Origin of the sequence: Nocardiopsis protaetiae (genome assembly GCF_045446735.1) — a bacterium.
GTDB classification, from domain to species: Bacteria; Actinomycetota; Actinomycetes; order Streptosporangiales; family Streptosporangiaceae; genus Nocardiopsis; species Nocardiopsis protaetiae.
In genome coordinates, this window is sequence record NZ_JBJJBV010000010.1 from 1 (window position 1) to 13,431 (window position 13,431).

Below are 13,431 nucleotides of genomic sequence, written 5' to 3' on the forward strand. Positions count from 1 at the left end.
CCCCTCCCCGACCCCTCGTCCCGATAGGAACTCCCATGCCCCCCGAGCCGATCACCTCGATCGACATGGAGACCGTCCGGTCGTTCGTCACCAACTACCTGTCCCCCTTCTACACGGGTCTCAACACGCACATCGCCGAGTTCGACTACTACGGCGAAGGGCAGCAGGGCCCGCACGTACTGATCGGCAACCCGTCCCTGCTGGCGGAGGCGGGCACTCTCGGCGGCCGGTTCGACACGAGCCTCCAGCTCATCCGCACGACTCTGGGCGAGCTCCAGGCGGAGGCGGGCCGTGTCATCAACCGCCTCAACAGCAACATGCTGATCTTCCTGGAGTTGGAGGAGGACGAAGAGCTGACCGCGGCCCAGTTGCTCTCCCTCATCGGGTCACCGTCGGTGACGGAGAACGGACCGGCCACGGGGCCGCCGGCCACCCCCTGACACGACACGACAGGGAACAGGGAACGGAGAGAAACGGAGAGGGAAGATGCCTGAACGCCTCGTCAGGTATATGAACGTCTTCGCTGACCGCGAGGAGGGGGGCAGCGTTCCCCCGCTCCCGGCGTTGAGCACACTCACCGGGGAGAACTGGTTCTCCGCGGGTGTCTACGACATCCGCAATCACATCGCGCCGGGAAGCTTCCCCTCCCACGACTGGGACATCGTGTGGTGGCAGCCCAGTGCCCGCTGGCGGCAGGGGCTCCAGCAGAACCACGCTTGGGGGTACCGGTTCAACCGGAGCCTGTGGGAGGGGGCGAGCTCGGCCGAGCAGGTCTTCCGCACCAATCTGGCACAAATCGTCGACGTGATGAACTACATCACGAACTCGACGGCGTTCAGTGCGGGATCCCAGCAACAGGCGGTCAACCGGCTCAACGCGCTCAACCTCTTCCTGACCGAGACCACGGGGATCAGTGACGGGACGGACACCGGCAACGGCCTGTTCTCCCTCTACCAGCGGGTCGACGAGCCGGAAGGCGGGTTCCAGGGGAACGCCGCCGGCATGTTCGCCGCCAGAATCTACGACCTGGCCATGCGGTTGACCGACATGCAGATCCAGTTGCAAACCCTCCAGCAGGGGATCAGCGACGTGCGGTCCGGCGTCGTCAGGGCCGCCGTCAACTTCATCCAGGCGTACTGGACCTGGCGGGATTCGGACCTGTCCCGGATCAGCGGCGCGATCACGGAATGGTACAACCGGACGAACCGGGAGACCCCGCAGTGGACGACGTCCTTCCACCCCGACGGGCGGTACCAGATGCCGCTGGACGAGTTGGGGAACTGGGGCGCGCCGACTCTGGGAAGCAGCGACACATACGCCAACGACGCCGTCAAGCGGATCTGGCTGGACCACCTGGAAACGCTGGCGAGCGCGGCGGAAACGCTCTACAACGCCATGAGCACCACCTACACGACCGTCTCCTCCCGGACTCCGCCCTTCTTCACCCCCGAGGGCGGGTTGCCGCCCGGTTTCAACCCCAACCCGAACATCGGGAACGGGAACGGGAACGGGAACGGCGACGGGAACAACGGGTTCGACATCAACGACCTCTTCGGCGAGGACGGGCCCTTCGGCGGCGGTGACGGCCCCGGCCCCGGCGGGGGCAGCGACTTCAACACCGAGAGCCTCTTCGGCGGCGGTGACGGTCCCGGGCCCGGCGGGGGCAGCGAGTTCAACACCGACGAGCTCTTCGGCGGCGGCCCCGAGGGGGGCGGGCCCGAGGGCGGCGGCTCCTTCGACCCGAACGAGCTACTGGGCGGCGGCCCCGAGAGCACCACGGTCAGCGACCTCACCGGCGGGGGCGGGGACGGACCCGGGGGCGGCGGCAGCTCCTTCGACCCCAACGAACTGCTGGGCGGCGGCCCCGAGGGGGGCGGACCCGAAGGCGGACTCCCCGAGGGCAGCAGCTTCAGCGACCTCACCGGCGGCGGCGAGGGCGGGAGCGGCTTCCTCGGCGGCCTGATCCCGCCGGGCGGCAGCGCCATCAGCGGAGGCGGGAGCGGGGGCGGTTCCCGCCGCCTGGAGGTGGACCCCGCCACCGGGCTGCCCATCAACCCCGAGACCGGCGAGCCCTTCCCCGTCAACGACGACGGCGTCCCCTACGACCCCGAAACCGGCCTGCCCATCGCGCTGGACCCGGCCACCGGCGAAGTCCTGCCCATCGACCCGATGACCGGCGAACCCGTCCCGCCGGGCGGCAGCACCATCAGCGACCTGGAGCGGGATCCCGCCACCGGGCTGCCGATCAACCCCGAGACCGGCGAGCCCTTCCCCGTCAACGACGACGGCGTCCCCTTCAACCCCGAAACCGGCCTGCCCATCGCCTTCGACCCCGACACCGGCGAGCTTCTGGGCATCGACCCGTTGACCGGAGAGCCGCTCCAGCCGGGCTCGGGGGGATCCTCGATCACCGACCGCTCGGACCTGTCCGGCGGCTACGACCCCCCGGGCCTCCCCGACATCCCGGACCTCTCGGGGTCCTCCGGCGGGGGTTCCTCCTTCAGCGACCTCGGTTCCGGCTCCTCGGGGCCTCGCAGTGTGGACCGCTCGGACCTGTTCGCCCTGGCCCAGGACGGGGGCGACGACCTTCCCATGCCCCAGGGCGGCAGTTCCTTCAACGGGTCCTCCCTCCCGGGATCGGGGCTCCCCGGTTCGGGACTCCCCGGGACGGGGCTCCCTGGGACGGGTACCGGGATCCCCGGGACCGGCGCCGTCAACATCGCCTCCGGCGGGGGTTCGGGGGCGGACCCGAACGGCATGGGCGGGATGCCCATGATGCCCCCGCCCATGATGGGCGGCGGCATGGGCGGCCAGGGAGAGGGCAAGGAGCAGCGCCGCGCCACGTGGCTGTCCGAGGACGAGCGCGTCTGGGGCACCGATGTCAAGGGCGGCAAGAGCGCGATCGGGCGCCCGGCGCCCGGAGAGAACAGGAAGGCGGTCGCACACCATGACCTCACCGACACCGGAACAGCTGGCGGGAGAACTGGAACGTCTTCAGCAGACGATCCGCGACTACAGCGAAAGAAGCGCAAGCCTGGCGTCGGAATCCGCCGAAGCCGTGTCGAAGGATCGTCTGGTGACGGCCAGGATTGACTCCGCCGGCGAGCTGGTCGATATCAAGTTCAACACCCAGGACTACCGCGACATGGCCCCGGCCGAGCTGGGCGCCGCCATCGTGGACGTGGTCCGGCGGGCCCGGGCCGTGATGGCCGAGCGCGTCGCCGCCACCTACCAGCCGTTCGCTCCGACCGGGGTGGACGTGGCCGCCGCGATCAAGGGCGATCTGGACCCGGCGAAGCTGTTCGCCGAACTGGATCTGCCGCTGCCACCGACCCGCGGCCGCGAGGCCACCTGACCGCTCCCACCCACAGCCAGGAGAACGACATGAGCAACCTTTCCGTCGACCCCGAGGGCATGGGGCGCGAGGGTGTCAACATCTACGACTGCGCCGACTACATCGACGATCTCCTCCTGCGGCACCGCAACTTCCGGATGAGCCTGGGCACCCCCTGGGGTGAAGGCAACGACGAGTTCGCCCGGGAGATGAACACGGTCATGCCCACGGCCGAGGACGCGTTCGTCGCGTACCTGGAGTTCCTCGCCACCGCGTTCCGCGACACCGCGGACCGCACCGTGAGCTCCGCGCGCTCGTTCCACCTCACCGAAGAGACGAACATCGACATCGGCCGCAACCTCACCCCGGACGGCCAAGGCCGACGCTGACCCCGTCCCCCACCCCCATCCACCCCCCACGACCATGGAAACCGGAGAAACAGCACGATGAGCGAGGACATCGGCGCCGAGGGGATCGGCGCCTCTCCCCTCCCGCCGTCCCGGATCGCCCCCACCGGGGACGCCGACACCGTCGACACGACGGCCGCGGCGACCCCGGACACGACCGCGGCGACCGCTGCCGACGCCGCCGCTACCGCCCCGGAGGAGTCGGCCGCGGCGGACTCCCCGTTCGAGGCCCCGGCGCCCCCGCGTCCCGCGGCCTCCACGTTCACGGACGAGGAGGCCGTTCCGGACACGGAGCCGGACGCGCCCCTGGGCCGCCCCTCCACCCCCCTCCTGGCGGGGGCCGCGTTCACCGGGCTGCTGCTGATCGCCGCCCCGTTCGCGAGCGCGGGCGGGCCTCAGGTGCTGCTCGGCAACGCCACCGCGGAGCAGGACCCGTCGGTGTTCTCCCCGTGGAGCCTCCAGGGCCAGGAGAACACCGGTGTCGGCGGAGTGGGCGCCCTCGGAGCCGGAGGAGAGTCGGGGGGCGGCAACGGGTTCGTCCCCCAGCCGCTGGCCCCGGTGGCGAGCGACGAACCCGAAGACGAGGAGGCGGACGGCGGCGGGGACGGCGGCGCCTCCGGTGACGGTGGCGGTGGCGGTTTCAGCCCCCGGCACCCCTGGGCGAACGCGGAACAGGGCCCCCCTGAGGGGGTCGCCGGGGACGAGGACGGCGGAGAGGAGGAAGCAGGGGGCGAGGCGACCGAAGAGGACCAGGGCGGCGAGGACGACACCGTGACCGCCGCGGCCGGCGACGAGGACGACGCGGTGGTGACCCTGTCCGGCGAGGAGCACGCCAAGCTCCTCGGAGAGCCGGGCGACGGCCAGGGGTCCGAGAGCTCCGACGGCGACGAAAGCGGCGGCGGTTCCTCCGACGACTCCCCCGTCACCACGGCCGCGGCCGAGGACGGCGGCTCCGGGAGCTCCGGTTCCGGGAGTTCCGGCTCCGGGAGTTCCGGGAACTCCGGATCCGGCGGCGGGGGTTCCGCGAGCGGCCCCGCCTACAGCGGCATCACCGGCCCGGGCTGCAAGTCCGACGACCGCACCTACTTCTGGGCCTACAACACCTGGTACGACGACCCCGTCAACAGCTGGGCCACCCGCTCCAGCGGCTACACCAAGGACGGCTGCGACGGCCTCTACCAGGCCATCCCCGTCTCCGGGGACCGGCACAACGGCAGCGGCCCGAGCACGGCGTGGACGTTCACCCCCGGCTGGGCGGGCTCCCACTGCGAGGTGTGGGTCTACATCCCCAACGACGAGACCCCGCTGTGGATCAGCAACGGTCCCGCCAAGTACATGATCAACTCCGGCGGCTCCCCCGGGGCGCCCTTCACCCAGACCGAACTGGTGCAGTCGAACGTCAAGGGCACCTGGACCAAGATCGCCGAGTTCGACGCCCCGACCGAACAGTTCACCGTGCAGCTGGTCAACTCCGGTGAGAACAAGGCGTCCGGACAGGGCACCGCCCATGTCGCCTCCTCGCCGATGCGGGCAAACTGTTCCTGACCATCCAGATGATCCACACGGGCCCGGAACACGCCGCCCCTCTCCCTCCCCAGGTGTGCTCCGGGCCCTCCCCCAAGAAGAGGACCCCGATGGCCAGGCACATGCTCACGGTCTCCCCCGAACCAGGGGCCGGTCACACGACGATCGGCGCGGCGGTGGCCGCGGCCGACAGCGGAGCGCTCATCACGATCGCGCCCGGCCGATACCAGGAGAACCTCGTCCTGCTCAAGGTGGTCACCCTCATGGCCCGGGACGGCCGCGGCACCGTGGAGATCAGCGCGCCCTCGGGCACGGTGGTCGCCTCGGCGGCCGAGGCGGTCAAGCTGTCCGGGCTGGTACTGCGCGGCTCCGACGAGGAGAAGCCCGCCGTGGACATCCCCCGCGGGCAGGTGGAGATGGCCGACTGCGAGGTGGACGGCTCCGCCTGGACGGCGGTGTCGGTGCGCGACGGCGGTGCCCTCGCCATGCGCGAGAGCCGCGTGACCTGCTCGGGCGGCGCCGGGGTGGTGATCACCGCGGCCCGGCCCAGCACCCTGGAGGACTGCCTCATCGAGGAGGTCAAGGCCAGCGCCCTGGTCATCGGCGGGGAGGGGTGCCCCGACGTGCGCAGGTGCGTGTTCCGCGACGCCGAGGGCAACGGCGTGTTCGCCAGCGGGCGCTCGGCCGGGACCCTGGACTCCTGTGAGATCACGGCGACCGCCAAGCCCGCGATCGCCCTGGAGGAGGACGCCGCGACCCAGCTGCGGGACATCCGGATCCACCACGTCGAGGGCGACGGGCTGGTGATCTCCAGCCGGTCGCGGCCCGCCGCGCAGGACTGCTCGGTCGAGGACGTCGGCGGCACCGGTGTGGCGGTGCACGACGGTTCCGACCCCAGGTTGGAGCGGGTGCGCGTGGTGCGCGCGGGCGGCATCGGGGTGCGGGTGTGGGGCAAGGCCCGGGGGACGTTCTCCGAGTGCTCGGTGGAGGACTCCGCCGAGGAGGCGGTACGCGCCGAGGACCGGTCCCAGACGACCTTCCTGGACCTGACCGTGCGCGGCGGCAAGGGGGTGCGCCTGGGCAGCGGATCCACCGTGGAGTTCGACCGCGGGACGATCTCGGGCACCGACATCACCGGGGTGCTGATCGAGTCGTGCACGCCGTTCCTGCGCGGTCTCACCATCGAGGACGTGCGCGGCCAGGGAGTGGTCTTCGCCAAGGAGGCACACGGCCGTCTGGAGAACGTGGCCGTGGAGCGCGCCACCAAGGCATCGGTCGTGGTGGAGAACGGCTCGCGCCCGCTGCTGATGGGACTGGAGGTCCGCGACGGCCGGGACGCCGGGCTGGCGGTGCGCTCCGGCGGCAGGGTGGACCTGCGTGACAGCGACATCTCCGGCTGCTCCGGCGACGGGGTGTCGATCGGCGACGGCGGCGAGGGCACCCTGCTGCGCACCCGGGTGCGCGAGGGGCGCCGCAACGGGGTGCTGGTCGCGGCCGGGGGCACCGCCTCCCTGCGCCGCTGCGAGATCCTGGACAACGGCGGGGTCGGGGTGCTGGTCCACACCACCGAGGACGTGGTGCTGAAGGACTGCTCGGTGCGCGGCAACCGCAAGTCGGGGCTGCGGCAGACGGTCGCCGGGGAGCAGGTGCACGCCGAGGACCTGCTGAGCCGGGACAACGGGGTGCCCGACGCCTACGGAGAGGACGCCGGGGCGGCCCTGCCCGTGCCCCGGGGCCCCGCGGACGAGTTCGACGGGGACGGCGGCGCCCCGGAGCCCCTGGAGGGCCCGCTCGCCGAACTCGACGCCCTGGTGGGCCTGGCCAACGTCAAACACGAGGTCAAGACCCTGGTCAAGCGCACGGAGATGGCACGGCGGCGCACGGAGATGGGCCTGCCCACCCCGCCGATGAGCCGCCACCTGGTCTTCGGCGGCCCGCCCGGCACCGGCAAGACGACCGTGGCCCGGCTCTACGGGCGCATCCTGTCCGACCTCGGCGTGCTGCGGCACGGCCACGTGGTCGAGGTGGCCCGCGCCGACCTGGTCTCGCAGTACGTGGGCGGCACCGCCATCAAGACGACCGAGGTGTTCGAGAAGGCCAAGGGCGGGGTGCTGTTCGTCGACGAGGCGTACACGCTCGCCGCCGGGCAGGGGAGCAGCAGCGGCCCCGACTTCGGCCGGGAGGCCATCGACACCCTGGTCAAGCTGATGGAGGACCACCGCGACGAGGTGGTCGTCATCGTCGCGGGCTACACCGAGGACATGGACCGCTTCCTGTCGGCCAACCCGGGCCTGGCGTCCCGGTTCAGCCGGACCATCGAGTTCCCCAACTACACGGTGGACGAGCTGGTGGAGATCGTGGCCGCCATGTGCGCCTCCCACGGCTACACGCTCCCGGAGAACACGGTGCGGGCTCTGGGGGCACGGTTCTCCCGGATTCCGATGGGGCGCACGTTCGGCAACGGCCGCGAGGCCCGCAAGGTGTTCGAGGAGATGATCGACCGGCAGGCGTACCGGCTGGGCGAGGACTCCTCCGACGACCCGGCGACGATGGGCCTGCTGCTGCCCGCGGACCTGGGCGAGGAGGAGTCCGACGGCACCGCCCCGGCCGGGGAGCGCGACGAGTTGTCGGAGCTGCGGGAGGAGCTGGACGAGCTGGTGGGGCTGAGCGGGGTCAAGGACACCGTCAACGACCTGGCCAACCTGCTGCTCATGGCGCGCCAGCGCAAGGCGTTGGGCCTGCCGGTACCGACCATGAGCCACCACCTGGTCTTCACCGGTCCCCCCGGCACGGGTAAGACGACCGTGGCCCGGCTCTACGGAGGGCTGCTCCGGGTGCTGGACGTGCTGCCGTCCGGGCAGGTCGTGGAGGCCGCCCGGTCGGACCTGGTCGGACGCTACGTCGGACACACCGCGCAGCTCACCACGGAGGTGTTCGAGCGGGCCCGCGGCGGGGTGCTCTTCATCGACGAGGCCTACACCCTCACACCCAGAGGTACGGGCAACGACTTCGGGCAGGAGGCCGTGGACACCCTGCTCAAGCTGATGGAGGACCACCGCGACGAGGTCGCGGTGATCGTCGCCGGGTACCCGGCCGAGATGGACCGCTTCATGGACTCCAACCCCGGCCTGGCCTCCCGGTTCAACCACCGGGTGGAATTCCCCTCCTACTCCGACGACGAACTGGTCACCATCGTCACCCGCATGGCCGCCACCTCCGGCTACGAATGCGGCCCCGAGACCCTGACCGCGCTCACGGCCCACTTCGCCACGGTGGAACGCGACGGCTCCTTCGGCAACGCCCGCTACGCCCGCCAGGTCCTGGAACGCATGATCACCCGCCAGGCCGGCCGCCTGGTCGGCCTGGGCGCCTCCGCCACCCGCGAGGACTTCACCACCCTCCTGCCCGCCGACCTCCCCTGACCCGGCACCCCCGGCCCGCAAGCCCCCGACCGCCCCGGCGCACCGTCCGCGCCGGGGCGGTCGGGTTTGCCCACACCGGGACACGGGGCACGGGGCACGGACCTTCGACGAGGTACGCCACCCCGAGGGGCGGCCGTCACGGTACGGCCGCCGGACCGCCGTCACCGGCCGGGTACTTCCGACCCGGAAGGCCGTCTGCCCGGACCCGGCCCGGTGCGGCTCCTCCTCCCTCCCCGGAAGCAGTCCCGGGGCGGACGCGTCCCGTGCGGGGTGATGCCCGTCCGGCCGGTGCTCGCCTCACCGTGTTCCGTGCGGCCGGCCCGAGGGGGTGCGGCGCACCAGGGGACACCACGGCCTGGATGCCCCCGCGGCGCCGGACGAGACTCGACGTCGCGCGCCCCCGCGCGGGGGCGCGACGGGCGAGCGCGCGGAAGCACGGGGCGCCGAAGGTAGGAACAGAGGTGGAGGACACCATGGCCGAGAAGGACACCGCACCGCACCCGTTCGTGGGCATGTGGGTGACGGCCGACGGGCACATCCGGCAGGAGCTGCTGCCGGACGGGCGCTACGACGAGGCGCGCGGGAGGCGGCGCAGCGCCTACACCGGGAGTTACACGGTGACGGGGGACCACATCGACTACGTCGACGACACCGGGTTCACCGCCACGGGGGACGTGCGCGACGGGGTGCTGTACCACGAGCACCTGGTCCTGTACCGGGAGGGAGAGGCGCCCACGGGCTGAGGCCGGGGGCGAGGACCGCGGCGCCGGAGGAAGGGGCCCGGACGCCCGGGGCCCGGGGCCGGCTGCCGGAGACCGGGCCCTGAGGGCCAGCGGTCGGCGGTCGGCGGTCGGCGGTCGGTGACCGGATGGCCCCGGCTACGGGAACCGGGGCGGGGACCGGCAGGCCGCGGCCGAGCCCTGGAGACCGAGGGCCGGGACTCCGGGACCCCGGGACCGGGGTGGGACTCGGGAGCCGAGGGCTTTGTCCACACCGGTGGTCCATACCGACCGCCCACACCGATTGCCCACACCGATTGCCCGCATCGGTCCTCTATCTCGGCCGTCCGCACCGGCCGTCCACATCGGTCGTCCACAGTCCAGGAAAGTACTTGCCGAATCGGAAAGTAAGTGCGAACCTGGAAACAGGTTCGGATAACGGAGGTGGGACATGCGACAGGACGAGGCGCTGGACGCCCTTGAGCAGGCGGAGACACTCAAGGCCCGGATGCGCGGGCAGGGCGGTTGGTACGCGGTCTTCGGTGCGGGGTACGCGGCGATGAGCTGCGCCCTGATCCTGGCGCTGGGCCTGCTGCCCTCCCCCGAGGCTCTGCCGTGGACGATGGGCGCCTTCGCCGTGGTGATGGCGCTGCTCCTCACCTACGCGCTGACCCGGCCCGCGCAGCCGCGCAACCTGGGGGTGCTGCACCTGGGCATGATGGGCGCCTGGACCGTCGTCTACCTGGTGACCCTCCTGGTCGGGGTCAACGTCTTCCCCGGCGTGACCGCCTGGTGGGTCTCGGGCGCGCTGCTGAGCTGTCTTCCACCCCTGGTGGTCGCCTACGTGGCGCTGCGGCAGAGCAGGGACCCACGATGAGTCACCCGCGCAACCGCCTGGACGAGGTGATCCACTCCCCCGTGCGCTTCTCGGTGGCCGCCGCGCTGGCCGCCGTGGACCGCGCCGAGTTCCGGCTGGTGCGGGACACGGTGGAGGTGAGCGACTCGGTGCTGTCCAAGCAGGTCACCGTGCTGGAGAACGCCGGTTACGTGAAGGTGCAGAAGTTCACCGTGGGACGGCGCACCCGGACCTCCCTGTCACTGACAAAGGAGGGCCGGGCGGCCTTCGAGCGGCATGTGGCGGCGCTGCGCGAGATCGCCGCGGGCACCGCTCTGGAGCCCGCGCCGACCAACGGGTCCGCGGACTGACCCCGCCGCACCGCCCGCCGCCCACGCGGGCGGCACCGGCGGCCGCACGGCTCCCCCGACTCCTCGGTCGGCCGTGCGACGAGCACTGGCCGTGTCGGGCGCGAACACCGGCCGACCGGAGCGAGCAGCTGTGCGGTGCACACCGGTGCCACACGGAACAGATGTCGGCCGACCGGAGTGGACGACTGAGCTGCGCCCACCAGCGCAGACCGGACGGGACATCGGCTACCAGGAATGAGCGGACACACGGCACCCACCGGCGCCGACCGGAGTGGGGGCAGGCCGACAGGAGCGAGCAGCTGCGCGGCGCTCACCAACGCCGGTCAGGACGGAGGTCGGCCGACGGGAGTGAGCAGCGGTCACACGGCGCCCACCGGCGCCGGCCGGGGCGGACCTCAGCCGACGGGGGCGGGCAGCGGACCGGCAGGGGTCACCCGCGGCAAGTGGACGACGGCGTCGAACCAGGACGTCAGCGCTCCCCCCGAGAGGTGGTGGTCCTCGTCCTCGGCCGGGTCGTAGAACGGTCCGATCAGCCGCGTCCTCGTCGGGGCGTCGAGCAGGCGGGCGACCTCCGGGGGCCGCGGCGCCCGCAGGTCCAGGAGGTATCCCGGAGCGCCGGTGGCGGCCTCGTCGAGCACGGCGTCGATCGTGCCCGCCGCCGGTGCGGGCAGCGGCACCCCGATCGAGCCCCGGCCCAGGGTCAGGCCGATCGACCGGTACCCGTCCCCGAGGCGGTCGCGCAGGTACCCGCCCATGTTCCGGTGGGTCTCCGGCGGCGAGGAGGGGGACACCGTGCGGGGGTCGCCGACCGCCGTGTGCGCGCTGCCGCCCCAGTACACGATCCGGTCGCCGGTGCGCTCCCGCCACCGGGTCACGCCCTCGGCGAGCGTCCACTCGATCCCGGCCAGCCCGCGGAGCGCGGGGGTGTCCTCCACCTTCGGTTCGGGGTTCTCCAGGAACCGCACCGGGTCCCGGGGATGGCGCAGGTTGTACGCCCTCATCCAATACACGAGGTCGAGGATCTCCGCCAGCCGCCAGAACGGCCGGGACTCGGCGAGCATGGCCCGGGGATCCCCCTCGCCGGTGGCGACGTACGCGTTCAGCCCCACCCGGGCGGGATCATCGCCCTCCAGCGCCACCGACCGGAACCCCTCCTCCTCCACCAGGAGCCGCACTATACGGTGCGCCACCACCGCCAGCTCCCTGGTCTGGCGCGCGGCGGTGCCCACCGCCACCACCTCGGCGTCCCGCACCATAGACGCGAGCGGCCGCAGGTCGTCCAGTGGCCCGTCCGCCTCACCCGCGGTCAGCCCGTACGCGTTCTTCCGAATCCATGCGACCGCCGCCGACATCCCGTTCCCCTTCGCCATGTCTCCACCGCTGTCCCTCGTGTCCCGCTCTCACCGACGATCATCCGACCTCAAGCAAGGTTGAGGTCAAGCGCGCACCGCACGCACCGTCCCCGCCACGGTTGGTCCGGCGTTCCATCTGCCGCGGCATCGCCGGCATGCACCCGAGCGGTCCGGCCCGGTGGCCGAGTTCCGGGCACGGCACCGGCCGGCCTCTCCTGCTCCGCTGTCCCCGGCCACGGGCACCCTCGCCCCGGCGTTCCGACCACCGCGGCGCCGGGACGGGGGCCCGGACGCCCACGTGCGCCGCCGGTGGACCATCGCGGCGGTGGGATCAGCCCAGCAGGCGGAACATCCGGGGTGGGTCGGACACCCCATCAGCGGTCCGGCGTTCCACCTGGCAGGGGCACGGGCCGGTCCTGGAGGTCGGGTGGTGCTCACCTGCCAGTGGCCACGGAACCGGGTCCCACCGGCCCGGCTCTCCCGTCAGGGGGTGCGGGCGCGGAGTTCGACGGCGGCGAGGAGGAGGTCCAGCACGACCTCGAACCGGTCCTCCTCCTCGATCTCGGGCAGCAGGGGGGCCACCGCGGCCAGGTTCGGGTATTCGGCGGCCGGGGCGGCGAGGTAGCCGCTGCGCCAGGTGGCGGCGTCGCCCTCGCGCTGGTCGCGGTCCAGGGCTAGGAAGGAGGCCTCATAGGAGCTCATGGCGAAGGCCGCGTCAGTGAGCGCGCGGTAGTACCGGGCGACCTCCCGGTCGGGCAGCCCGGTCTGCCGGAGCGCGCCGATGATCACGTCCGCCCCCCGGAGCTCCTCCCTGCTGCGCGAGACCCGGGTGGACACCAGCACCGCGACCCGCGGGTGGGCCAGGCAGGCGCGGCGGATGCGCCGGGCCAGGTCGGTCAGGGTCGCCCGCCAGGTGTCCGCGGGGGTGAAGCCGCGCAGGGCCTCCTCGATCAGCCGTTCCGCCAGCCCGAGGAGGATGTCGTCCTTGCCGGAGAAGTGCCGCAGCACGGCCGTGTGGTTGGAGCCCAGGTCGGCGCCCAGGCGCCGCAGGGTCAGGGCGTCGGGCCCCTCGGCCTCGATGATCGCCCGGGCGGCGTCCAGGATGCCCGCGCGGGTCAGCCCCGTGGACGGGGGCCGCCCGCGCCGGACCCGGGGTCGGGCACCCGCCCGCGCGCCGTCGGGGCCGCCCGGGCCGTCGAGTCCGCCTGTGCCGCCGGGTCCACCCGTGCCACCGGGGCCGCCTTCGTCACCGAGCCCACGCGCACCACCGGGTCCGCCCGGGCCGTCAGGTCCACCCGCATCACCAGGGCCGTCCATGCCGTCGGTTTCGATGGCGCCGTCGGGGCCGCCCGGGCCGTCGAGTCCGCCTGTGCCGCCGGGTCCACCCGTGTCACCGGGGCCGCCCGGGCCGTCGGGTTCGGTCGTCATCGCTCGGTCTCCTCCGTCTCCGTTCCGCGGGTCCGCGCC

Annotated in this window: 11 protein-coding genes; 9 read left to right on the plus strand and 2 right to left on the minus strand. The window is 72.6% G+C overall.

Going from position 1 to position 13,431, the window contains the following annotated elements:
• Positions 1 to 35: 35 nt before the first annotated feature.
• The 9 genes from ACJOT3_RS02705 to ACJOT3_RS02745 all read left to right on the plus strand — a co-directional run bounded on the left by ACJOT3_RS02705 (position 36) and on the right by ACJOT3_RS02745 (position 10,612).
• The gene (locus ACJOT3_RS02705) at positions 36 to 440 is read left to right on the plus strand and encodes a hypothetical protein (RefSeq protein ID WP_406968356.1); all 405 of its coding nucleotides are present in this window, start codon (positions 36 to 38) and stop codon (positions 438 to 440) included.
• Positions 441 to 510: 70 nt separating this feature from the next.
• Positions 511 to 3,093 (plus strand): hypothetical protein, encoded by a 2,583-nt coding sequence (locus ACJOT3_RS02710; protein ID WP_406968358.1) that lies wholly within the window; start codon positions 511 to 513, stop codon positions 3,091 to 3,093.
• Positions 3,035 to 3,355, plus strand: coding sequence for a YbaB/EbfC family nucleoid-associated protein (locus ACJOT3_RS02715; protein WP_406968440.1), 321 nt, complete (start codon positions 3,035 to 3,037; stop codon positions 3,353 to 3,355). The genes ACJOT3_RS02710 and ACJOT3_RS02715 overlap by 59 nt, the downstream gene beginning before the upstream one ends.
• Before the next feature lie 29 nt (positions 3,356 to 3,384).
• Entirely contained in the window at positions 3,385 to 3,723 is a 339-nt protein-coding gene (locus ACJOT3_RS02720; RefSeq protein WP_406968360.1) for a hypothetical protein, read from the plus strand.
• A gap of 57 nt (positions 3,724 to 3,780) precedes the next feature.
• Complete coding sequence (locus ACJOT3_RS02725) at positions 3,781 to 5,286, plus strand: hypothetical protein (RefSeq protein ID WP_406968362.1); 1,506 nt, start codon at positions 3,781 to 3,783, stop codon at positions 5,284 to 5,286.
• Between the two features lie 89 nt (positions 5,287 to 5,375).
• A complete protein-coding gene (locus ACJOT3_RS02730; protein WP_406968364.1) occupies positions 5,376 to 8,687 on the plus strand; it encodes a right-handed parallel beta-helix repeat-containing protein in 3,312 nt (1,103 codons plus the stop codon).
• Between the two features lie 461 nt (positions 8,688 to 9,148).
• The gene (locus tag ACJOT3_RS02735) at positions 9,149 to 9,430 is read left to right on the plus strand and encodes an Atu4866 domain-containing protein (protein WP_406968366.1); all 282 of its coding nucleotides are present in this window, start codon (positions 9,149 to 9,151) and stop codon (positions 9,428 to 9,430) included.
• Between the two features lie 427 nt (positions 9,431 to 9,857).
• Positions 9,858 to 10,283, plus strand: a complete 426-nt coding sequence (locus ACJOT3_RS02740; protein ID WP_406968368.1) for a hypothetical protein — start codon at positions 9,858 to 9,860, stop codon at positions 10,281 to 10,283.
• Complete coding sequence (locus ACJOT3_RS02745; protein ID WP_406968370.1) at positions 10,280 to 10,612, plus strand: winged helix-turn-helix domain-containing protein; 333 nt, start codon at positions 10,280 to 10,282, stop codon at positions 10,610 to 10,612. The genes ACJOT3_RS02740 and ACJOT3_RS02745 overlap by 4 nt, the downstream gene beginning before the upstream one ends.
• Before the next feature lie 395 nt (positions 10,613 to 11,007).
• On the opposite strand, the gene ACJOT3_RS02750 is transcribed toward ACJOT3_RS02745, so the two are convergent.
• Together ACJOT3_RS02750 and ACJOT3_RS02755 are read right to left on the minus strand one after the other, a co-directional pair.
• Positions 11,008 to 11,982, minus strand: coding sequence for an erythromycin esterase family protein (locus tag ACJOT3_RS02750; protein WP_406968372.1), 975 nt, complete (start codon positions 11,980 to 11,982; stop codon positions 11,008 to 11,010).
• Positions 11,983 to 12,447: 465 nt separating this feature from the next.
• Positions 12,448 to 13,392 (minus strand): TetR/AcrR family transcriptional regulator, encoded by a 945-nt coding sequence (locus ACJOT3_RS02755; protein ID WP_406968374.1) that lies wholly within the window; start codon positions 13,390 to 13,392, stop codon positions 12,448 to 12,450.
• Positions 13,393 to 13,431: the final 39 nt, after the last annotated feature.